Source organism: Paenibacillus aceti (assembly GCF_003614185.1).
Taxonomy (GTDB): domain Bacteria; phylum Bacillota; class Bacilli; order Paenibacillales; family Paenibacillaceae; genus Fontibacillus; species Fontibacillus aceti.
Genome location: NZ_KZ987724.1, coordinates 2,261,260 through 2,285,455 on the forward strand (window position 1 = coordinate 2,261,260; position 24,196 = coordinate 2,285,455).

17 protein-coding genes are annotated in these 24,196 nt (G+C 40.9%); 5 read left to right on the plus strand and 12 right to left on the minus strand.

Annotation, left to right across the window (positions count from 1 at the left end):
* Positions 1 to 189 precede the first annotated feature (189 nt).
* The 4 genes from BFJ94_RS10235 to BFJ94_RS10250 all read right to left on the minus strand — a co-directional run bounded on the left by BFJ94_RS10235 (position 190) and on the right by BFJ94_RS10250 (position 5,271).
* Positions 190 to 1,497, minus strand: a complete 1,308-nt coding sequence (locus BFJ94_RS10235; protein WP_120462588.1) for a phage portal protein — start codon at positions 1,495 to 1,497, stop codon at positions 190 to 192.
* A gap of 21 nt (positions 1,498 to 1,518) precedes the next feature.
* Positions 1,519 to 3,147, minus strand: coding sequence for a terminase large subunit (locus BFJ94_RS10240; RefSeq protein ID WP_120462589.1), 1,629 nt, complete (start codon positions 3,145 to 3,147; stop codon positions 1,519 to 1,521).
* 86 nt (positions 3,148 to 3,233) lie between these two features.
* A complete protein-coding gene (locus BFJ94_RS10245) occupies positions 3,234 to 3,602 on the minus strand; it encodes a hypothetical protein (RefSeq protein WP_120462590.1) in 369 nt (122 codons plus the stop codon).
* 214 nt (positions 3,603 to 3,816) lie between these two features.
* Positions 3,817 to 5,271: a TOTE conflict system archaeo-eukaryotic primase domain-containing protein gene (locus tag BFJ94_RS10250; protein ID WP_120462591.1), complete on the minus strand. Its 1,455-nt coding sequence runs from the start codon at positions 5,269 to 5,271 to the stop codon at positions 3,817 to 3,819.
* A 446-nt stretch (positions 5,272 to 5,717) separates the two neighbouring features.
* On the opposite strand from BFJ94_RS10250, the gene BFJ94_RS10255 reads away from it, so the two are divergent.
* Entirely contained in the window at positions 5,718 to 6,911 is a 1,194-nt protein-coding gene (locus tag BFJ94_RS10255) for a transposase (RefSeq protein WP_016311143.1), read from the plus strand.
* 144 nt (positions 6,912 to 7,055) lie between these two features.
* Here BFJ94_RS10255 and BFJ94_RS10260 read toward each other — a convergent pair whose 3' ends face one another.
* From BFJ94_RS10260 to BFJ94_RS10285, 6 genes are all read right to left on the minus strand, one after another.
* On the minus strand, positions 7,056 to 8,381 hold the full coding sequence (locus BFJ94_RS10260; protein ID WP_162944232.1) for a hypothetical protein: 1,326 nt from the start codon (positions 8,379 to 8,381) through the stop codon (positions 7,056 to 7,058).
* Positions 8,378 to 8,563 carry a hypothetical protein gene (locus BFJ94_RS10265; RefSeq protein ID WP_120462593.1) on the minus strand — a complete coding sequence of 62 codons (186 nt, stop codon included), beginning with the start codon at positions 8,561 to 8,563 and terminating at the stop codon, positions 8,378 to 8,380. Before BFJ94_RS10265 ends, BFJ94_RS10260 begins: the two co-directional genes overlap by 4 nt.
* 290 nt (positions 8,564 to 8,853) lie before the next feature.
* Positions 8,854 to 9,717, minus strand: a complete 864-nt coding sequence (locus BFJ94_RS10270) for an SU10 major capsid protein (RefSeq protein ID WP_120462594.1) — start codon at positions 9,715 to 9,717, stop codon at positions 8,854 to 8,856.
* A 26-nt stretch (positions 9,718 to 9,743) separates the two neighbouring features.
* Positions 9,744 to 10,157 (minus strand): hypothetical protein, encoded by a 414-nt coding sequence (locus BFJ94_RS10275; RefSeq protein ID WP_120462595.1) that lies wholly within the window; start codon positions 10,155 to 10,157, stop codon positions 9,744 to 9,746.
* Positions 10,158 to 11,932: 1,775 nt separating this feature from the next.
* Positions 11,933 to 17,425, minus strand: a complete 5,493-nt coding sequence (locus BFJ94_RS10280; RefSeq protein WP_120462596.1) for an endo-beta-N-acetylglucosaminidase — start codon at positions 17,423 to 17,425, stop codon at positions 11,933 to 11,935.
* Positions 17,422 to 17,616 (minus strand): hypothetical protein, encoded by a 195-nt coding sequence (locus BFJ94_RS10285; RefSeq protein WP_120462597.1) that lies wholly within the window; start codon positions 17,614 to 17,616, stop codon positions 17,422 to 17,424. Before BFJ94_RS10285 ends, BFJ94_RS10280 begins: the two co-directional genes overlap by 4 nt.
* Positions 17,617 to 18,437: 821 nt before the next feature.
* On the opposite strand from BFJ94_RS10285, the gene abc-f reads away from it, so the two are divergent.
* Both abc-f and BFJ94_RS10295 read left to right on the plus strand, forming a co-directional pair.
* Positions 18,438 to 20,384, plus strand: coding sequence for a ribosomal protection-like ABC-F family protein (gene abc-f, locus BFJ94_RS10290; RefSeq protein ID WP_120462598.1), 1,947 nt, complete (start codon positions 18,438 to 18,440; stop codon positions 20,382 to 20,384).
* 78 nt (positions 20,385 to 20,462) lie between these two features.
* A complete protein-coding gene (locus BFJ94_RS10295; protein ID WP_120462599.1) occupies positions 20,463 to 21,137 on the plus strand; it encodes a DNA-3-methyladenine glycosylase family protein in 675 nt (224 codons plus the stop codon).
* A gap of 14 nt (positions 21,138 to 21,151) precedes the next feature.
* Here BFJ94_RS10295 and BFJ94_RS25375 read toward each other — a convergent pair whose 3' ends face one another.
* Positions 21,152 to 21,304, minus strand: coding sequence for a hypothetical protein (locus tag BFJ94_RS25375; RefSeq protein ID WP_162944233.1), 153 nt, complete (start codon positions 21,302 to 21,304; stop codon positions 21,152 to 21,154).
* Between the two features lie 355 nt (positions 21,305 to 21,659).
* Between BFJ94_RS25375 and BFJ94_RS10300 the strand changes: the two genes are divergently transcribed.
* Positions 21,660 to 22,418, plus strand: coding sequence for a polysaccharide deacetylase family protein (locus tag BFJ94_RS10300; RefSeq protein WP_120462600.1), 759 nt, complete (start codon positions 21,660 to 21,662; stop codon positions 22,416 to 22,418).
* A 332-nt stretch (positions 22,419 to 22,750) separates the two neighbouring features.
* Positions 22,751 to 23,290 carry a DoxX family protein gene (locus BFJ94_RS10305; RefSeq protein WP_120462601.1) on the plus strand — a complete coding sequence of 180 codons (540 nt, stop codon included), beginning with the start codon at positions 22,751 to 22,753 and terminating at the stop codon, positions 23,288 to 23,290.
* Positions 23,291 to 23,360: 70 nt separating this feature from the next.
* Here the strand turns inward: BFJ94_RS10305 and BFJ94_RS10310 are convergent, their stop codons facing one another.
* A complete protein-coding gene (locus BFJ94_RS10310) occupies positions 23,361 to 24,062 on the minus strand; it encodes a PIG-L deacetylase family protein (RefSeq protein WP_120462602.1) in 702 nt (233 codons plus the stop codon).
* Positions 24,063 to 24,196 lie beyond the last annotated feature (134 nt).

The window sequence follows — 24,196 nt, forward strand, 5'->3', positions numbered from 1 at the left end:
AAAGAAGAGGAGAAAAAAATTGTAAAAAAACGAGAGTTTAAAAATGAATACATTGAAATATGTATTAAAGAACACAAATTGGTACCCGATACTAAATTTATATAATAACAAGAGCGCATGATGCAACATAGTTCCCTAATTATTATCTCTAATGTTTCCTTACTCTTCCCTACTCATTAAGACTCTTGATTACTTAGCTTTATTCTTATATACTCCATTTCCCTCACTGATAATCAAATCCATCTCACTTGCTACATCACTCACATATGGATTGTGCTTCAACACAGACTCTAAACTAATGCTATTCATTTCTCTCAATGTCTGCATATTATCTATAATATCCTTTGCAGAAGAAGGCATTGCATACTGAAAAGTTATAGTTATGCTGTCCCATTGTTCATTTGTATACCTCATACCTTGTTTATCTAACAGCGTTCTAAACTTAGTCAATCTATCCTTTAATCCTTCTCTTATGTATCGCTCTGTCATCATGGCTTTAAGGTTAGCCACACTATATAGTAACTTCAATGATACTTCTGAAATGTTGGAAATCTCAGCACGTCCAAAGGCTACACTAGGCGTACCGCTCACATCCATCAATGACATAGTTAGATGGTTGTACAATGTTTTAAATGCTTCATGATCAAACTCATTATTTTCGAATTTGAAATCAGCATCGCTATCTAATGTTATCCCACCGCCTACAATTTCAGTAGGCAAAGCATCTTCACCAGTCAAACGTTGTCCTTTTACAACTGGAATACCAGTGATAAATTTGTAAAAGCCGTCCACTGACTTAGAAATCATGTCTTCCATACTGTCAATAATATTAATGTAATCCTCTAAATCACTACGTCCAAACACATCATCAATGGGGTTATCATTACGATACAATACAGGCAATCCAGTTAAATTTGTATATGTCCCTCTATGCTTAATATCTCCACCGTTGTTGTAATACTTCTCAACTCGATCATTATAGTAAACATTCCAAAAACTAACATTGTTAACTGTGTAACTCTCTACGAATCCAATGTATTCATTATCATCATCTACAACAGGATAAGAGTCCGCTGCATCAATCAATTTACTTTTGACTTTGCCATCCTTGATATATACATACTCCCAACTGTTACCGTATCTATATACGCTTTGGACAATATCAAAGTCTAGGTTCTCGTATCCATTCTTGTAAATGCTTTGAATTGCTGATACAACTTCCTTGTCTCCACTGTACGTAACGTTATTACCAACTAAATAAGCCGTAGCATAATCAATCAATCTGGAACCATATGAAAGCAATATCTTTCTGGGCATAAATGGTTTACCGTTGAACATCTCAGGAGGTCTATTATTAATCTTATGCTGTCCTGCTAAATAGAGTTTTTTATCTATGATATCGTTAATCCTCATTTGATTCCTGGCATCATTCACGAAATCAACAAACCAATTACTACTGTATCGATTTTCATTAATAAACTGTTCAATACTACTCATATAATTATCGCCCCTTATCGTCTATACGTACCACTTATTAGCCTTCTTAGCCTGAATACACAAACCATGAGAGATAACCAAATCATCATGATTGTTCCTGCCACCTTTATTGCCTGTTTTACCTTTTGAATCCTCTATAAACAATTGCATTTGCTGTAATGTCTCTTGACTGTTAATTAATATGTATCCACGTTCAAAGTTCTCTTTTAAATCGCTAATCATAATACTTTTGGTGACCTCAGTAGTGAGCCATCCTAGTATCAATTTGCGTTTACCTCTATTATCAAAAGTCTTATGCTTATATAAATTCATATATTGATAATCTTCACGTAATCTCTGGATAACTGGCAATCCATAACTATTCTTTTCGATTGCCAAATAAGCGTAATTATACAGTCTGCCTACTATATTCAGGAACTCGGCAAACTCATAAACGCTGATTTTATTATTATGAAAACTTAACACCTCTACACCTTCAGCATCCATTAAGGTCAATGTAGATGAATCACCGCCTGAACCACTTGATACATCTGAACCACCATAGAATTTTACATTATGCTTAGGTAAATGGTAGACACTCAAACCTTTTCCCAACCATTTATGTAATGTCTGCGGTAAACCTTTTTTCAATATTTCCTTATCAATAGGAGGGAAAAGGTTATTCAAGCGGTCAATTATTTTACCTTGATCAAATACATTCCTGCCACTTGTTTTAAACGCCTCAGTGTGTGTACTAGGATACTCTGTTTGAAAGTCCACTGTTGACATACTGGTTAGTTTCCACTGTCTCCAGCACAACATGGCGTAGGTTGCACCAGCTTTATGTAGTCGCTTATCTTCATCAGTTGTTAGATCACTCTTATTCATTAATTGACCACGATTAATAGACTTGTACCATCCAACCGCATCATTAATCTCAGTTTTAAATTGAGTTTTATGTGCGTCACTAATCCAACCGTAAAAGTATGCTTTAAAATTTGTATTACCTTTAAATGATTTATTGAACACCTCATAAAAATAATTACTTGTACCGTTGGCTGTACTTTCGATTACAATTTTACTGTCAGGATTTTTGGCTAGTGCTTGGGTAACACTTGTTAATAACTTAGCCTGATCAATCTCATAAAAAGCATACTCACTAAGTAATATGTATTGGTATGTAGATCCACGTCCAATGTGCTCGGCTGGTGGTGAAATCTGTATACGGCTGCCGTTAGATAGTAGCAATTCATCTTTGTTATCACGAACAGTTACAGGGAAGGTATATATATCCCTTGGTAGATTATCATTCATCAATTTTAAACGTTCAAACAACGTTGATACTTGCTTTCTATCTAACGAGACGATCATGTAACTACTGTTAGGACGATTAACCGCATTCCACAGACATATAGCAAGGGATACTGTAGAAAATCCAATTTGACGGCTTTTGAGGATTATATTGAACTTTCCCATAGATTCAACAAAATCTGCCTGCTCCTTGTTAAATTTAAAGGGAATCAATTCACCAAAGTTGTCAAGAATCTTCACAAAGTCAGTACAGAAGAGGGGGAAGTTACCCATAATCTCATTGAATCGTTCCTGTTTGATATCCTTTGTTTTCTTAATAGTTTTTTTGTTGCTTGTAAGTGGTTTAACCTTTAATGCCATTTCATTTCCTTCCTTTCACTTTTAACGCAAAAAAAGAGGAATCCTATAAATAAGGAATCCTCTGAAAATAGTTACTATTTGATTATCTACTCACCTTGAAAATACTTTTGCGCTTCTCTGTAATGCTCATTGATTTCCTTTTGCAATTTCAACATTAATTCAACATCTTTAGGTTGTGGATCATTGTTAACTCGTTCCTTGACCTTTATGTATATCTCTTCCAAGTCCTTACCTTGATTCATCTGAAGCACAAGGGAGGTTATATGCTTAAACTGTTCGCTATTTTCCCATTCCCTAAAACTATCTAGACTTTTAACCTTCATTTTCAACAGTAGTTCTTCTTCATTCGCTGGAACCTTATCCAATTGTCTCCAAAGATTGAAACGCCATTTCACATAAACTTTTCGCTTAATGCTCAGGCTCCGTATTACATCATATATACTTACATTTTCCATTTGCTATTCACTCCAGTTTAAAATAAGGGACAATAGAGATAATTCCAACTATTCCAATGTGTTACTACAAAAGATGTACGAAATCACTCATAATACATTATTTATTATTATATACGCACTTATGACCTATTCTCTTGAACCTAATCCCTTGATTTATAAGGTACTAGGTAGTATAAGGCGCAAATCGATAATTTTATTGTAAATTTATGTATTTTTATCTTATTAAAGCTTCATATTGTCGCCTAGGTAATAACTTTTTTAAATCTTTATTTGTGAAATAGAATGTCATACATAAATCGAAACTATTCAACTTATCCGTAGTAAATAAGTTATCACTTCGTTCTGAATTCGGAACTAAGTCTTCAATACTTATTCTATATAAATTGGGCAACTTCTTAGCCAATCCACCTATTTTAGGAATTCTGTTCCGTTCAACAATCTCAATAACACCAAGTTTCTCCAGTTTATTGGCTTGTTGCTTAACTGCTTGGTCGTATAGTCCCGTTGCTTCCTGTATCATCGTATAAGGCATAAAAAACACACCTTTACCGTCTGCGTGGCGTTTACTATGTATTAACATTGCATATGTAATTAATTTCTGGTTCTTCTCTGGACACTTTTCAATAATCCATTTCATTTCATCGTATGAAACTGTTAAATCTCTGTTACTGGCTGCTAAATTATAATTTTTCTCATACATATTTTTAACTGTAGCGTCAATTTCTTTGTAACATTCATTAAGTGGAGTTGAATATAAATTTGTATCCTGTCTCTCCATCCAGTTATATAATTCCAATTTACATTGTTCCTGATCAAATCCTTGATATTTTAAGTATAAACCAACCAAAAACATAGAATTATTACGGCTACCTTGCGCTTTTAGCCCGTTTAAAAACAAATTTTTTGCATGGTCAATTGAATAGTCCTCAGACTGATAATAACTAGGTAACGGTTTATGTGAACTAATAGCATTTTCTAGTTTAGGAATTTCCCTTTTAGCATTTTTGATTTCTATTTCAGCGGCTCCAATTAAATCTATAATCAATGTTTTACTCGTTTTCTTGATAGTGAACAGATATTCTTCTGATTCATTTTTATCCATAACCGCTAATCCAGTTTCAATCAAACAGAATCCGCAATAATTACCCGTTTTCTGATGAATACCTAAAGGAATCTTCACACCTTGTTTATCTGTTGGACGAAATTCAACTTCTCCATCAATAAAATGTTGCCTTATATCAGCTTCATCTAAGACAGAATCAAATAATTTTCTTGCGTGGGAAATTTGAATAGGTTCATCAGAAAATAATTCAATATGATATCCTTTGCCGCCACTAGAACTAATGTAATGATCATGTAATCCTAAATTGTTTAAAGTGTTACATACTGCGTAAGTCATCCATTTGGCTAGTTCAGGATTATTTCCAAAATCAACATCAAAAGTTATGAACTTAGTAAAAACCTTACCTCCAAATGTGCCAATTGTATGTTTCCCATCTAGATGATTTTGATATTGCCAAGGTTGAATATACTTTGTCTTCCTGCCGTTTCTAACTTCACCTTTTATGTATGTTCGGTATCCAATTGGTTCAGGATATTGGATTAAATAATGCCCCCATTGTATAAGATATAAGTCGTCTAGTTTTTCCTTGATTTTCGGTTTATCCAATTAAGGTTTATCCTTCCTATTCATTTTTCTTGTATTCGTTTATTGCGCTTGTTAATTCTTGCGTTTGCAGAAATAAATGAAATATTCGGTTAGTTTTAATGTGTCTTGCTTTTGTGATGAAACTAATGTCCTTCGTGAACCGTAGATATTTTGCTAGTTGCTCATTGTAGCAGTAAAATAATCCCACTTTCCTATTCCCTCCATTTCCTGAAAAATCACCCTACACATTAAGTCTATTTTTCAACCTTCTGTTTGTAAGGAGAATGACACAAAAAAGGAACAAGCCCAATCGACCTGTTCCAGTGCTGTTTTATATGTGAGCGTTTTGCAGTAATCTGAGGCCTTGAGCCGTAAGGATTTTCGGACATAAAAAAGGGACTTCACCCCAACTTGGAGAAGTTTTCAAGTGACCAAACCCAAAAACCTCAAGGATGGAGGAAGTCACTTTGTATATTCTCCAAGAATGTCTGTTTTCCTTCGAAGAACTTTTAAAAATTCAACCCAAGGAGAGATTGCCGATCTTCTTCAGTTCTCTCGATCTGAGACCGTATGCCAAGGAACTGAGAAGCCGTTCACCCCGAGGCGCTGAGGGATACTGCAGACAAGGTATTCTACGAGCACTCTTGGCTGCGCCGCTTGAAGGAATAAGTACCTTTTCAGGGTTGCATAAGCGTTTGGATACGGATCTCCGGTTTCGTTATCAGTGTGGTCTTCCGCTGGATCGAGAAGCTCCTTCCATATCCACATTAAGCCGAGTTTTCTCAGAACTGACGAGAAAGGACTTGGCAAAACGGCTTTTTGAGGATTTGGTCACACGCTGTCAGCAGGAAGGTATCATAGAAGGCAGTAACGTCGCCATAGACAGCGCCGCTCTCCGCGCTTACGAGAAAAAGCAGCCCAAACGCAAAAGCGAGCAAACGGGTAATGCGAACTGGGGCGCAAAAATTGATTCCTTCGGCAATAAAATCACATGGTTTGGTTACAAAATTCATCTGGCGGTCGATACGAAAAGTGAATTGCCGATCGCCTTGGAAGTAACGCCGGCGCATGTCAATGATGGAGAAATGGCGCCGGGCCTGATCGAGAAAACAGCGTCCAGGACGAGCACACGATTTTTCATACTCGATGCGGGCTACGACCAAATGAAAGTTTATGAGGCCGCCCGCAACGTCAAGGCACAAGCCATCATTCCCCTTAATCTGCGGGGGGAGAAGGAACCGCCTGCTGGCATGACCTCGAACGGAACACCGTGCTGTTCCATGGGTTATGCGATGACATACTGGGGAGTTGACGGCGATATGCATAAATTTCGCTGCCCGCATGCCACGGGTAAAGTCGACTGTCCGCTTGGCATGGCTGCCTGCTCGTCTTCAAACTATGGAATGGTCGTCAAAGTAAATGCGAAGGATGATCTCCGGCGATACAGCATCCCTCATCGGGATACAAAGCGTTGGAAGGAACTTTACAATGAACGAACCAGCGTAGAACGCTGCAACTCCCGATTGAAAACCTATTTGACGGCAGACGCCGCACATGTCCGGGGCATTCAGAAAGTCACAACTCACCAGTATTTGAATGCCATTGTTCTGCTTGCATCTGCGCTCGCCGTTTCTCATCATTCAAAACGGGCTGCCGCTTAAAAAACGAGCTGTTCTAAAATTCTGCAAGTCTGCCCTTTTCTTCACCCATATAATACCATTTTCGAAAATTACCCCTTAACGACAGTGAATATGCTATCGCTTCTTCTCTGAAACGGAATTATGCAAAACACTCATGTAGTTTAGTTATGTAAAATCGTAACCATTTGGAGCCGATACAGTTACCTTATTCGTACCAACAACATTTATATCTTTACCTTCGATAGTTACAGTACCATTATCATGGGCTTTAATAGTGATTCCCATATCATCTAACTTAACCTCACGAATTGCCCCTGTATTACTCCTGTGATATGTAATATTGAGATTATCTGGTTCTTTTTTGATAAAAGCTTTTGCAGACTCGGAAGTTTTACCGTCACCTCTGCCTAACTGCATTACTGGATAAGAGTCAACTCCCTGACCTTCGAGATAGAGTTTAAACTTTTCAACTGGTTCATATGTAAGATTATAAAATGGATATGATGTTGTCTCAGTGGTCAATTGTGATTTAGCAGCATCAACCCAATACAAAAGATTACCATTACCATCCTTTGCGTGTTGACGGTCTGTAATCGTACCTGTAACGAGTTTAAAATAATTATCACGTGCGTAGACATAATCAACACTGTCACCAATAGAATCCGATTTATCCAACGTTTTCAATGCATTAACAGTAAGGTTATTTATAAATCCATCTTCAGCAGTTAGCGTTCCTGCTTGAATAAATTGAGCGTCAAGGGCTCCAACGCCAACTATATCCCAATTATTCATATAAAATTTTCGAGTTGTGGAATCCAATAAAGCGGTATTGTTTCCGTCTGTAACTTTAACCTTTTTAAATTTTGCTTGTCCAGACATATCGGCATGTGTTCTTAATTTGCGTAATTTCTTTTTGTCTTGAATCCTATACTCAAATTTGTTGATTTTAATATGATACTTGTCAGTTGCATCTAATTGATACAGTATACATTTTCCGCCTACTTTTTCATCAACAACATGGTTATAAGCTCCTAGTATGGCTTGGTGAGGGCGAACACTTAGCTTGAATTGTTGATATATATAATCTATAGCGTCATCGCTATTTGCTCCTGCTGCCCCTAGATCATTATTTCTGATTATGTCTGGTAGAGTTTCAAAATTAAGCAAATTGCTAATTGTGTACATGACATACCTACCATTGTTATCAACTGTTAGTACGTAAACGCCAATTTCACCTTTATATTTGTCATATGCGTCCTTGGTGATTTTTTTAATATCGGAAAGTTGCTGATTACTAAATTCAATTTCCTCAAAAATTTGCTCAACTGCTGGTAAGTATCCCATACCAAAAACAATCTTATCACCAAAGACTCTGGCTTTCTCGCAGTTGTCATGTATGTGATAACTAAGACCATTTTTTTCGGTGGATACTCTTGTATCACTGTAAATCCACGCTTTACCTTCATATCCTAGATAAACGATCATGCTCATATAGTCACCTTAAGATACTCAATTTGATCTGCTTTAAAACTAACAGGTTCCTTTGTGTCAAAGTTAAAATTTAACTCATATCCCTTAGATAATCCGTCAATTACTTGTTGTACCTGTTCGCTTGTGTACTCTGCCCATCCATTTGCCTGAGTTCCATCAGTAAATTTAAATGATAGTTTCATTTTATTATTATCTCCTTTAATTTCTATTTTTTAGTATTATCATGTGTCAAAATATAATTACAGTAACTTGCATAATGATCACTTGTTAGTGTGTTTCTTCCGTTTTCGTGAGCGCAAACATATGAGATTGATCTATCAATATGCTTTGCAATTTCTGTTAGTGTGAGTTTTCTAGAAATGCGTTCAAGTCTCCATTTAGTCCTATCGTCCATTATATAAACACTCCTTTAGTTCCAGTTCAAAATTGAAGATAAAAAAGAGAGTAGGAACCCCTACCCTCTGGTTATGTATTAGGCAATTGCAAACGATGCGGCAGCTTTACTATTAAGTAGCTTCAATCCGAATTGAGTTTCTAAGTAAACTGATTGTTTAGAACCGCTAACTGGTTCTACTTGTCCGTGAAATGGAATCAAGATACCCAACTCTAAATATTCAGGATTAACTACAAACAGTTTATTTGTGATTTTCTCTGTTAATACGAACCGAACACGACCAAATGGGGAAACATACTCCTCCACATCAACACCTGCTAGGCTGTCTTTAGCAAAATACTGGAAGTTTTTGAAGTCATTAAGTTTAAGTTTCATTTGTGCTGGTAAATAGCAAAGCATATTATCACCGCTACCAGCGTTATACATCTTCTCGATAGTTTCAAGAAACTTTGTTTCCGTGAATGTTGCATTTGTCACCTGGTTAGCCGTATTAATTTGTTCGAGAATTCCATCTGTCTTATATGTTTTCGTTGCAGATTCAAACCCTTTAACCCCATTGATTAACCTGTCTTCAATAGCTAACTTGATAGCCTTAGTTTTATTTGCAATATCCTTTGCCAAAAGATCACCAATACCAACCGCCGAACTGTGTTGTGCCGTATTTGATACTGCCGCAGTAACCCCAATCAATTCGCAAAAATTTGACATAGGTTCGAGTGAGTCATCAACACGGTCTGGTGCGTCTGCTGATTCTGCTAAAGTTACGGCTGCCGCCTCATTAATAGCTTCTTCAATCCAATTCATAGTTGGTGACGTTGCTTTTACAGTCTTATTTAGTAAAAGTGTAGTAAAAGGGGTTTTAACTGGTGTTGTTTGGATGAGAACATCCTTCATATCAATGTTTTGACCTGGAACAAAATTATCAGTTGTAAAAGTATTCATTATTTCAACATCTCCTAAAATTTGTATTATTTAAACAAAGCCTTGATCATACCAAGAGTATCCCCTTTAGCTGCTGACCGTTCGTATGCACTCGTTTGTTTGTGATTATCTGGTACGAATGACTTATTTACTGTCCGTGCTTCCAAAACTGTAGAAAGGTTATCAATTTTACTTTGCATTTCACTTTCATCATCAGCACTAACATAGTCAATAAAGTCAATTAGGTTTGCCTTTTCCAATGCAGACACAAGTCTTTGATGATTCAACTCAGCCTGTAGTTGTTTAATCATCTTTTCCTGTTCGCTTTCTTCTTTGGGCTGAAACTTGAGCAATTCATCCCGTTCAGCAATCACTGGGGCTAATTGTTCTGATTCCCAAGTCGCCTTTTCATCAGCAATAATTTGATTGATATGAGTTTGTTGTTCTTCTGTAAATTCCATTTAAAACACCTTCCTTTTGATTAGATTTGAAGTTCAATTTTGAAATCAAAGAATAGGAAAGAAGCCTAGCCGAGTGACTAGACTTAATTCCATCATCCACTAATGAGATGATAAGTTAGAGGAGATAAATAATATTAAATTGAAACTAAAATTAAAGCACTATTGACCGAGTTGACTGGACTTAGTTAGGTTCAACAAACTAAATCATAATAATCAATCCTCTCAATAATGTAGAAGGCTAAAGCCCTCTATGAACCGTATATCAACCCCAAGGAAGGTATAAGCAAGGATATACGGATTATACAGGGATTTATACTCTCTATCTATATATAAAAAATATTATTTTTATTCTCTCTTTGCTTTTCTGTCTTATAATTTCTTCTGTGTTCCTTCCAACACAGCTCACAATATTTCCTAATTTTACCTCTGTTTTCGATCTTGTTAGGTTATTGTAGTGTCCTCCATAGTAGACACTTATCTTTTATAGTTAATAATATTATTAATTCCTTTGAGACGACTAAAATAATCAGTTAAATCAACGTATTATTAGAATAATGAGCTAAGGTAGTTTTACTATTAGAAATAGATGACATACAAATTACGTTGATTTTATTGAGTTTTATGATGATTTCTAAATGTCGGATTTTTGCCTATTTCTATTAATTCTATCCCATTCTCTCTGTTTCTCTAGTCTATTTTCCTTCCTACATGACTCACAGAATTTAGTACGATTGGATTTCTTTTCTGTTTTCGATCCTGTTAGGATTATGTAGTCCCTCCATTAAAGACGTTTATCTTTTCATGTATTCATATATTTCACGTTTTAAAATTCACTAAAAAACACAATGAAATCAAGTGATTTTAAAATTACTTATAGAAATTATTTTAAAGATAGCAAATATAAATATGTAAAAAAACGTTGATTTTATTGAGTTATTTATTGTTTTCTAAATGCTAACAGATTCATCTTGCTCCCAATTTTATATTCTCCCTTTAATTTTAGTTTTGATAAGAAAAGTACCCCTTATCATATGGGAACCTTTGATACCATTAAAAAACCCTTGTTATATATGGGAATTTCACTATATTTATTTTAAAAGTGTGTCGTTTTTGGTGAAACCCCCTATACTTTGGACATTAGGTTAGGATATGCTCTCCCTTAAAGACCATTATGTTTTTAGTACATTTTAATTTCGATTTGTAAAAAATCCTTTATGTATAAGGGTTTTTGGTTTCAAGTAAAGATTCATTTGCGATGTTATATGTATATAAAGATTAAAATATCCAATGTTTATATGGATTTATACAAGAAAGCTATTTGCTAACAATCTTTTGCCCTTCTTTTGCGCATAAGCTCCCTTTGATATTCTTTTCTATGTATATCGCGACACGAACTACAATATTTTCTACTGACCACTTTACTTTGTTTCTCGAACACTTTATAATAATACCAAGTTGTTTTTAAAGTTAGTGGTTTATTGAATATAGACGTATAATAACCCTTTTGGGACGTACATTTGACCTCTGTTTATTTGACAGGGTGGGGGTCAGTGGTTCGAGCCCACTACAGATCATTAAGAAAAACCCTTGCATAGCAAGGGTTTTTGCTTGTTCTAGGAGATTTGTTTGTATACAACGTGCTACAAACTAGGCCTTTTGGTCAAACGGGTATCGATCATTGTTCAGATTCGGGAAAATAAACCTAGAAATTCGGACAAACGAAAACAAGCACACCTCCACAGTTAAGCATAGGTGTGCTTGTAAGTCAGTACAATTTACTTAATCATAATATTGTAAAGTATCTGCGCAAATTCCGCTCTGGTTGCTTTATCTACTGGTAAGATGTTACCGTTAGATCCAGATATAACTCCGGCATTTACAAAGAATGTCATAGCATCCATTGCATAAGCAGAAACTGTACCTGCATCTTTAAAGTCTTTCAGTTCCTTTACAGCAGTTCCGGTCGGCAATTCATTAATGCTCTTAAGCGTATTGTATGTCAATACAAACATTTCCTGCCGTGTAACTTCTTTTTCAGGTGTAAACATGTTGTTACCCACACCATCTGTTATACCCAACCGTTTTGCCGCTGCTAGATAACCAGTATAGTATGTGTTTCCTGCGTCACTGAAATTGTTTTCAGAGCCTTCATCTGGTTCGATACCAAAAGCTTTCATGATCATAACTAGACTTTGTGCTCGGGACACGTTGGTCTCAGGACCAAAGTGTCCATTGCCTAATCCATTTGTTATGTCTCTTGCTGCTAAAAAGCTTACGGCATCACTGTACCAAGCACTGGCTGCAACATCGGTAAATTCAATATTGTTGTACCCTACAGCATATTGCGATAACATAGGTACCCTGAAAGTTATTGTTTTGGTTGTCACATCATACTTACCAGTTCTTACTGCTTCAAGCTGACCTGCAGTATTGATATAATATGCTACAATTGCATTTGGTTTCTCATCGGACTTAAGCGTATAAGGTATGGTTACTATTACGCTTCCAGTAAACTTCGATATAGTCTTGTCTCCGCTGTTAATATCGAAATTCACAACAGGTCTGTCTCCCACTTTGTGCTGGTCATCTGCATCTAATATCGATGTTCCAAGCTTTGTAACAGTAATGGTAACAGTTCCTGTTGCTTGCTTGGAAATACTCGATATCGTGTTTCGATCAAATGTCATTGTTCCGATTGGCGTTGATACTGTCAAAGTATCCGCCATACTAGCTACAAATTTCATCAATGAATCATTTGACAGCGTCACTTTGATTGTTCTAGCATCCGATGGAGCGTCAGCATCCAGTTTGATGGCTACATCTGAATTTGTGCCTTGCTCAGCAGCTTCAGCTGCAGCTGTTGCGAGAGCCTCATCAAACTGCTGTTCAGATACAGTAGTGACCGATGTAGCTTCACTGCCACCTGTTGGAGGTGTGACTGGAGGTGTTGTCGTACCTGCACTACCACCGTTGCTGCTACCACCATTACCACCAATGTTTCCATTGCCATTGTTGCTACCGCCGTTATTGTTCCCGCCTTGGTTGCCACCATCTACGGGTTCCTTTGCTACGGTAACTTTGATGCTTACGCTCAACGGAATATGATTGGTATTTACCACATCACCAGGCAATGTTACTACGCCACTTACTGTAAATGTTTGTTCCGTCTTTACTGAAGGATCATAATTTGCAGAATCTACATCCCAATCTACAATTGCGTCCATAGTCCCGTTATCAGTTACGATTTCAACGGTAGCAGGCAGCTTAAGATCAGCGACTGTTTTTGCAGTTCCATTTGTTAACCCGCTGATTGCTGCAAGATCCACGATACTCAAGAGTTCCTTGGATGTTACAACTTCTGCGTCTACTGCCACTTCAATACTTACGGTCAATGGGATATTATTCGGGTTTAGTACCCCGTTAGGAAGTGTTACAGTTCCCTCTACGGTAAATACTTGATCCGACTTTGAGGCAGGTTCGTAACTTGATGCATCAACGTCCCAAGTGACATCTGCAAGTATACTATCTGTATACGTAACCAATGTTACACTAGCTGGTAGTTTAAGCGCATCTGCTGTCTTTGCGGTTCCGTTAGGCAACCCCGTTACTGCCGATGGTGCGTCGATACTTACGAGTCCTCTCGTAGTGTCCTGCTCAAATTCAGCAGTGATTGTTACAGGTTTAGCTGGCATTGTAAACGTGTCCGTGAAGATTGCTTCACCGTTTACTTTCAAAGAACCCGGTTTAAGCTGATATCCAACATCAGGTGTTACTGTCAACGTAACAGTCTCACCTGCTTTTGCTGTTGCCATATCCGCTGTTACAGTACCGTTAAGCATAGCATCAATTGTAATATCGCGTTGTTTGTCTAAATCTTGCGCTACCTTAACCGTTTTAGTGGCGAATTTTGTAGGATCTACAACAGATGTTGCTTTAATTGTAAGTTGATCCGCTGCTTCATCTTCGTTCACCATCAACAAACCGTTGTTAACGATAGTACCCACGTTTGTAGCACCTTCAACTTCCCAAGTAACTGACGTGTCCGCATTATTTTTCACTGCAACATTTGCAGTAAATTGCTGATTCGTACCCGCTTTAACAGAGTCAACTTGGTCAGGAATTACAACACTAATTATTTTTGGAACAAGTTCACTTACTACTAACACTTGTGCTGTTCCTGATTTTGTTGTATCTATCGTTGAAGTTGCTGTAACTGTCAGTACGCCATCAACTTTTTCGTCAGCAGCAATGGTTAGTACTCCGTCACTAATTGTAGTATTGTCACTTGAATTTCCATACACATCCCAAGTAACTGTATCAGGTGCAGTACCTCTAACCTCCGCTTTAAATGTTAGTGAAGTTCCAATTAAACCATCCACATCATTAGGCGTTATGGTTACAGACTCAACCTTTCCAACCTGAATGTATACGGTCTCGGAGATGTTCCCAGAGTAATCTTGAATAGTTACACCCAGTGTGCCGCTTGTTGTTGGAACTTTAACCGCATTTAGGCGAGCCACACCGCGGATGCCATCGCTCACTCTGTTGTTGTATGGATACTTGTTCGGGATGTTCAACTCCTCCCCGTTCCAGGTTAAGCGCATCTTCCACCAATCGGTTGCCTTGGGCGGATGGACGAGGAGAGTGTTGCCGCTGATTTCTACCTTGGAATCAAACGGAGCGCAATAGGTGTCCTTCAAATATCCAGTATACCAGACAGGTATTCCGTCTATACCATCTTTAACAGGGGTTATCTTCAAGGAATACTGGTTGCCTTCATTGACTGGTACCGAGACGCTTCCGCTCAGAGATTGGGTTGTGGCAGAATACACCGTCTTATCCAAACTATTATTCAATGTGACGTCTAACTTGTAGCTGTCGGCGGTGAACAACTTTGGAGCGTTCCACGAGACCCGAACCTCCTCTGCTACTGCGCTTTGTGTAAAGAAACCAGTGGAGGTCTGCGCTTCCTCGACGGAAACGTTAGATACTGTGCTATCGTAGGAATAGAAGACCTTGGTTCCCTCGCTCTCGGAGCCATCCGCACCGGTGGCGCGTACTTCAATACTAGTAAGGCCATTATCCACCGACTTCACATAGTATTTGCTGCCATAGATACCGCCGAGGAACTCACTGTGCCCATCGGCATAGTTCGCGTATACATGGTATTCCTTAACCAAGTTGTAATTCGCGATTTCCCAGGAGACAATCATTTCCTTTGTGTTGAATGCTTTTTCAATCTTCACATTCTGGGGTGCAGCAGGGGTATAGTTCCCATTGTCGGAAACAGACAGACGGCCCAGGTTGACTTGGAACTTATCAATGGGAGAGCCGGCATAGTTAACCTTCAGGGTGATAGCTGCAATGTTCTTGTTTGCGAACTGACTAATTGAGATATCTTGTGTGACCCAGCCATCTGTTGCCATGTCCGAATTGGGGATATCAATATACTGGGTTGTATTGGGCGAATCCTTGAAAATTAGGCCGATGCTCAAGGGAGCCAGATTATCGTTGGGAACATTATAGGTCAACGAGAGGGACGTTTCCTCCTTGACTGCGATATCAGTCTTATATAAGTGCATCTCGTTATCGGCGTCTAATCGGCCGTAAATCGCAAGAGAGCTGCCGCCTTCATAAGGGTCGATCTGTTGGTAAGGAATCACCATAGGCTTGCCATCTACGCTGTATTTCTTTTCCTTACTGCCATAGTCATAGATTGCCTGAAGCTTGGTCCCGCTTGTATCCATCCACCACTTCCAAGTGGGAAGAATGGATTGGAGGTTTATGTTGGACCATTCTTCGTCGTTTACAGACTTGCCGTTCATCCGGTATTCCAGGCCATGACCGGTGTTGAATGTGGTCATGAACATATTGCCACCCGCAACGGAGCGCTCGGACATGTAATCCGCTACACCAACCCAACCGCCGATATCTGAAAGACCGAGATCCTCCCTTGATACACCGGGCGCCACACCGGTCTTGGTAGGATCACCCATCGGACCAGAGAAATAAAGGTGTTCCCGATCCGATACCATCCACTGGTATTCATTCTTTGCTCGATTATTTTCCTGTCCGTTTCTAATTGCATCTTCAATATTGTCATGGATAAAATTATCGGGGGTAAACAGAGCGATGCTGCCCACTGGGTTTTTCGACCCTTCGAGGCGTAAAATAGGGAAGTTATAAGTGGAATTATGACCCTTTTGGGACATTTTTCCCTGGTCGGCCTCAACGCCGAAGAATACCTTTTCGTACATATCCGCTTGGCTCATCTCCTGCTGCTCGGCGGTCTGGAGAGTTGCTGCCAGCTTGCCATTTGCAGACCAGTCGTAACTAATAAAGACGGAGTTGAGCACCTTCCCCAGTGTAGGGTCCTGCAAAAAACTGTAGGCATCCTGGTCAAGGGTGCTCTTCCAGGCGTCAATGTTACCTGCGTTCTTCAAGGAATCGTACATTTGGGTATACATACCGGCTTCACGTACCTGCTGCATTAGCGATTTGAGCATCGGCACATATTTGGCATTCATATTCTCTTCATAGTTGAAGAAATAACCGTCAAAACCGTACCATTTTGCAAACTCAACCAGCTTATCAACTAAGATGTAGCGCCCGTTTTCATCCTTATCAAGCATCAACTCCACAGGCTGACCTGGTCGGTTGTTAGGGTCGAAGTAGATGCAACCCATAGAGAGGACACCATTCTTATGTGCGGCGTTGGTATAGGCAGGGTTGGGCATATTGATAGAGCCGAATTCAAAGTTGCGCTGTGTTGCCCAACCGTTTCCTGTGGGGTCGTCCTTTTCATTGACGCCAGTCCAGATGTTCAGCGGAGTTCCTGCTACGGCAGCTCCATGCCATGAATAGTACTGGTCGATATACTGCCAGCTTTGCAGGTTGTTTTCACTGAACTTATTATTGTAAGCAGTACCACGATTAAAGGAGTTACCATAGTCGCCAGCCATGTAAAGAGTCTGCACCCGAGGGTCAAGCTCCGGGTTTGCCTGTGTAGGTTGATAAGAGGCAATCCTCGTTTGAAGTGGAACCTCCGCACGCATTAGATCCGCATAGGGATCGGTTTCAGGGCTCCATGTTTCTATATCATAGGCACGATGGCCCAGCATCAGCGGCTGGTTATCACCGACTTTGCCCTCGTCAGTGTAGGGCCAGGTGTCGGCTGCGACACTCCCCATGCCACCGAATAGTGTCGTTGCGGTAATTACTGATGCCAGGATGATAGATTGGATTTTCCTCGTATGTTTTGTCCTCATTCCAATTTTCCTCCTTCATGTTCATATTTTGAACAACCTTGTGTATTTTTCGAAAAATTTGTGTTGCTTTTCACTTGAATCTCATTGATAGCATCATCATTTGCTGCTAAATAGGCGACCCAAATGTGATAAATATCACTTACATTGATATTCTGCCACCATCGGTCCTGCCCATCAGCAAACCAGCGCATTTAAATCCCCCAAATTTAAAGCGCTTTCAAAATCCTCAACAGACCTACATTCCCTTTACTTCTACGTTCTTCGCTTTTTCTGATTCTAGAAACATGCATCAACTACTACATCTGTTGATATTTGTTACCTCCTCGTTTTAGTGATTACCCCTGTGACGTATTTGCTGATATTTTCCGATATCACATCCCTCGTGAGAATCTAATCTCTACAGCTTTAGTCTACCGATGCTTTGATATGATATCTACTAGACAAACAATAGAAAGCAGTCAACAAACTATAGATTAGCTAATGTTATTGACATCGTTTTAGTCTGTTAAATGGTTTGTTTTCAAAAAATGGACAGACCTATAGAATTTTTGTAACTTTCTGTATGCTCCGAATATGTAATTCGCTGTAAGGTAGGTCTTCAATCTAGAATTGCATCGTTCTACACTCGTACATTCGTTGTAGAGTTCTTTTGTGGGGCCCAAATGGGGGCCAATACTTGATTTTTCCATCCCCCCAGCATATACTTACAATAATTATGTTTTTTAAGGAGGTGGGTAGAGTGGATCGTAATTTTGTATGGAGTCGAGTTAGCCAGTTGCCGGTGGCAATTTCTGGCATTATCAATGAAGCAGTTCGCAACGGGATAAGTATGTCCATTTTCAGAAACTCGATATCTTATACAAATTGCGAAATGCCGCTCCTACCTTGACCTCACGGATTTGAATACGTGTGTTGAAGAAGGCTGCAGGTTTTTCCTGCAGCCTTCTTTTGTCTTCATAATAGGATGACTTTCGACAGGCAGCAGCGGCATAAGTCGAAGGAGAGCTAAACCATGATGATTCAATGTCAACATATACAGAAATATTACGGTGCCGAGCTGGTGCTAAGCGATATCTCATTTGAAATTAAGGAAGGCGAAAAGGTCGGCTTGATCGGACGTAATGGTACAGGCAAGACGACGCTGATGAAGCTGATTATCGATACAGATAAACCGGATCAAGGGCAGCTATCTGTCCGCCGCGGTGCCCGTATCGGCTCCTTGGCTCAAATTCCGGATTATCATAATGATGAGACTGTCTACACGGTGCTTCAATCGGCTTTTCGAGAAATACTGGACGCCAAGGAAGAAATGCAGCAATTAGAAGCGAAGATGAGTTCCACAGAAGCGATCGAGAATCCTTCTCTGTTGGAATCTCTGCTGCGCCAATACGGGCAGCTGCAAGATCAATTCGAGCGCGGTGGCGGTTATGAAATTGAAGCCTCGATCGATCGTGTCGCTGGGGGGCTAGGGATCTCGACCAAACAGTACAAGCGCCTCTTCTCTACCCTGTCCGGCGGCGAGAAGACGAAGATCGGCCTGGCCGTGATCCTGCTGCAAAGTCCAGATATATTGCTGCTAGATGAGCCGACCAACCATCTGGATATGGCCGCGATCGAATGGCTGGAAGAATTCCTTACCACGTACAAAGGTACGGTCATTATCGCTTCCCATGATCGCTATTTTCTGGACGGGGTCGTACGTAAAATTATAGAGCTTGAAGACGGCGAATCCTTCACCTATCATGGCAACTATAGCGAATACAAGAAAGGGAAAGAAGCAAAGCTGCTTCAGCAGTTCGCCGAATATCAAGAACAGCAGAAAAAGATTCAGAAGATGAAGGAAACCATCAAGCAACTGATTGAGTGGGGCAACCGTTCGAATCCGCCAAACCCTAGCTTCCACCGTCGCGCCGCCTCCATGCAGAAGGCCTTAGACCGGATGGTTAAAGTAAAAAAGCCGATTCTGGAACGGAAACGAATCGACCTGCAGTTGGAACAGACTGACCGCTCTGGTAAGGATGCACTCGTATTCATCGACGTAAGTAAATCCATCGAGGGAAGACAACTGTACAGAGGGATCACTTATACATTGCACTATGGCGAAGTAGCCGCATTAATCGGTGCGAACGGCTCCGGTAAGAGTATCCTGCTAAAAGGCATACTTGGCCTGACAGATATCGATGAAGGGGAAATTCGCCTTGGCTCACGAAGCGAGGTCGGATATTTAGCTCAAGAGTCCACCCCTGCGGATCAAGACCGAACGGTGCTAGAGTATTTCCGCGGTGAGATTGGAATGGAAACCGGTGAGGCCAGGAACCAACTGGCACGTTTTCTTTTCTACGGAACTGATGTATTCAAAAAAGTACACAGTCTATCCGGCGGAGAATGGACCCGATTGCGGCTTGCGATCCTGATGTATCAAAAGCCCAATTTGCTGCTGCTCGACGAACCGACGAACCATCTGGATATCGATTCAAGAGAAGCGCTTGAGGATGCTTTGGAGGACTTCCCGGGAACCGTTCTGGCCGTATCCCATGACCGATATTTTATCAACAAGATCGCCGGGCAGATTTGGGCGCTTGAGGACAGGCAGATGATCGTATCTCTAGGCAATTTTGAAGACTATCGGGCAGAGCTTGAGAAGAGGAAATCTATCGCGGAACCTCCTGCACCAAAGGATCAGTATAAAGAGAACCCTAATAAACAGCCATTTGCAGCACAGGAACAGATGATGCAGCCCGCCGAAAGGAACCGTACAGCAAAAACCAACCCGGCCACAATACAGAAGCTGGAACTAGATATCGCCAAGATCGAGAGGAGCCTGGAAATAATCAAGACATCTATGCTTGATCCGAAGATCGCTTATGATGCTCATGGATTGTCTGAGCTGCAAGTCGAACAAGACAGCCTTCAGCAACAACTAGACAGCCTGATCGAGAAATACCTCGAGCTGCTCTAGGACGTTGAACTTAAGTTGAACTTAAAAAGAGGCCAAGACTAGGCAAGAGGAAAAATGATTCTAAGAGGAGCCCAAACTATGAGTTCTGTAGCCTTTCATTTGCATACCGATGATCCGCGTGTCCAATCTCTATCTATAGCCGACCCCCGCATGGGGGCGCTAATTGCCTTGATCGGCGAAGTAAAGACCAATACGCAGGAGCCGCATTTTGCTTCCATCGCCCGATCGATCATTAGCCAGCAAATCTCTGTCAAAGCAGCAGCGACGATTCGCCGCCGGGTTGTCGAACTGGCCGGGGAACTATCCCCGGCCGCCCTCTCGGCGCAAACCGATGAGAAGCTTCGCTCAGCAGGTCTCTCCACTGCTAAGGTCGCCTATATCCGCGATCTATGCAATAAGGTGCTCGCCGGCGAAGTGAACTTGGAGCAGCTTCATCAGTTAAGCGATGAAGAGGCAGCCGCTAAGCTTGTCTCTATCAAAGGGATCGGCAAATGGACAGCGGAAATGTTCCTTATCTTCGGACTAGGCCGGGAGAACATTATGTCATACGGGGATGCCGGACTACAGCGCGCGGCCAAATGGCTGCATCAATTGGATGAGCGAAAGGACCGTAAATATTTGCAGCAGGTATCTCATTTATGGGCCCCATATAGCTCCATTGCTTCCACTTATCTATGGGAAGCGATCAATCAGGGACATGTCGATTCTGGCGAAACTCTTAGTCAACGAATGAGCAACTCTCAATCGGTATGACGCTCGACCGTGGTTTATACACCACCCATTTTCTGATCACCAATCGCTTGAAATTCGCCGTCAAGCAGCCGTTCCGAATTCAAACTGTCATATTGCATGGGGCGTATTGCATACACTAATTCAGCTCCCTCGGTATGCGGCATCACGATTCTGAGCCCCTTTCTCAACGGCCTCCTGGCGGCATAAATCAACGTTAGAACCATCCCCATTGTATAAACGGACCACATGGATGATTGGAAGCGCTTCGGCACGGTAAGTATTAAGAATCCGTTCCATCCTTGGCAATATTCCGAATGTCCCCTTAATTTCCGCCGGAGCCCCCGGCAACACAAAATCATTCTGCGTATCGATCGTAATTCATGCGGACGTCCTTCTCCTTTATCCGCTTGCTATTTCTTTATTCAGAAAGCCTTGGATTAGATTAAGAATATTTTATCAGAAAATTATCCACACTAAATGAATGCCAGACCTAGGGCTGGATCATCAAATTCTGAAAACATGCAGAGGGAGGAGCTTACGTTAATGCTTAAACCGAAACTGTTCTTGCTGCTCATTCTTTCCGTAGCTGTAGCCCATCTTCCTGGATCAGCGGAGGCACACGCCGTGCCCAAGAACAGAGCCTACTATGAGTCACGCGGTGACATCGTTTGGGAAGTCCCGACCCAGGATAAGTTTATTGCCCTGACCTTTGATGACGGGCCGGATGCCAAGCTGACGCCACAAATTCTGGAGCTGTTGGAGAAATACGATGCGAAGGCAACCTTCTTCGTCGTCGGTGAGCGCGTTAAGAGGTATCCTGAACTGGTCAAGAAGGAGCTGGCTGCCGGCCATGAAGTCGGTAATCACTCATTCCGCCATCCTCCCTTTGATCAATTATCGCATAGCTCCATTAAAGACGAATTAGAACAGACCCAGCAAGTGATTTTCCAGACGACAGGACATAAAGCGGTGCTCTTTCGCCCGCCCGGCGGGGTTTATAACGATAATATCATCCAGTTAACCAAGCAGAATAATCTGCAGCTAATTCTGTGGTCCTGGCATCAGGACACGAAGGATTGGGCTGCCCCAGGTGTAAATAAAATCGTACGCAAGGTACTGGACAACGCCCACAACGGAGATATTGTGCTCATGCATGATTTTGTCTATCACAGCTCTCAAACCCCGGAAGCGCTAAAAATTATTTTACCTGAGCTGAAAAAGAGAGGCTTCTCCTTCGTTACCGTCTCAGAGCTGCTCTCCCATAAGGCCTCGCCTAAACAGCATATCGAAGTAAACCATTAGGTTTTCCTCTATTTAATCCCGTTTTAACTGGTCATCCGCCGCTTCGACTCCTTTACAAACAGCATAATTATACATCAGCTTTTCCGTAATAAAGGAGTCAAGCGGCATGAACTATACAGCCTGATGATTAATAATAAGAAATTACTAATCATTAGGCTCCCCTTACTGTTCTATTCCGCTCGGAATAGTGCATATAATAGATCAAATTTAAATATCTTAACTTTAATTATTTGTGATTTAAATCACAATTGTTGTGAAAAAGATCACTTATAATAAATCCATCAAAGATGATCATCCAGAAAAAAACAAAACCATTTGAGGAGTGGTACTTAATGTTTAACAGTTTCCTGAGAACGAACAAAATTGCAATGTGGTTATTAACTTTCATCCGTATTTATGTCGGCTATCAGTGGATTACAGCCGGTTGGCATAAACTTACTGGCGGCTTCGATGCAGCCGGTTTCCTGAATGGTGCGATCGCTAACAGCACCGGTGACCATCCCGCCGTTCAAGCTTGGTGGGCCACCTTCCTGGAGCATGTAGCTCTCCCGGGAGTTAACGTCTTCAACATCGTCGTTCCTTTTGGGGAATTTCTCGTAGGTCTCGGACTTATCCTTGGTACTTTCACTACCTTTGCAGCTCTGATGGGACTTCTCATGAATACCGCCTTCCTCTTCTCGGGATCGGTGAGCACAAACGGGCAAATGCTCCTGCTTGAAGTGCTGCTCATAGCAGCTGCCGCAAATGCAGGGAAGATCGGTCTGGACTACTACGTACTTCCTTACTTGCGCGGCTTGTTCCACAAGAACCAGGAGGCAGCACTTGACATCGCTCCGAAGAATAAGGTGAAGGTAAAGAATTTGGCCCATTAAGTAAAAATAAAAATTGCAAAAAAGGCTGGTCTCTTCAATGTAAGAGATCAGCCTTCTTCATGCCGTTTAACTAAACCAGATCATCGAATATCGTCCGTTCTTGCTTAAGCGGATTTACATTTCCACGTTCCCAGACGAGCAAGAAGCACTCATCTGCAAAAGAACTCGGCCCCGCCTGCAGCAAATCACCGAACACCCGTTCAATGGACAAAATTTGCGACTCATGTGCCGCCAGTGCATCACGCTTAATTTTCCAATTCTGACCCAGACTAATACTCAGTACACCTGGCTTATCAATCGCATCTCCCCTTGATCTCACCTCATTATAGTACAGCTTCTGTACCGAGGGAGCCTGACCGCCCAGTACCACCTTATTCACAGCATGATGGATGACAATATGATCCGGATGCCCCGAAACCCCATCCTCTGGAAAAGTAACTACTACTTCAATTTGATGTCTATTCAGAAAATCAGCGATATGTGCAGCCAAAATATTTTGATCGACTTCCTTCAATTTTCCGTCGCCCATCTCCAAATGAGTGATCTCTGAAATACCGAGAATATCGGCCGCCTGCTGCAGCTCAATCCTGCGTTTGGCCGCTAGCTCCTCCGGCGTCATCGTCCCCAAACGTCCCGTCTTCCCCGCATTGCCGGGAGTCGCTGTCAGCAAAATTGGATTTCCTCCTTCATCGGCAATTTGCCGGATCAGAAAGGAACAGCCAAAGGTCTCATCATCCGGATGCGCGTATATGAAGCCCACGTTTCTTTTCATCCAATTATCCTCCTCCATGCACCTCTTAATATACTTACTATACTTTAATATTGACTAAGTCGGCAAAATTCTCTACAATGCAGTAGAATCTTAAAATAATCTACAACCGCAACAAGTGATGAAATACATGTCGC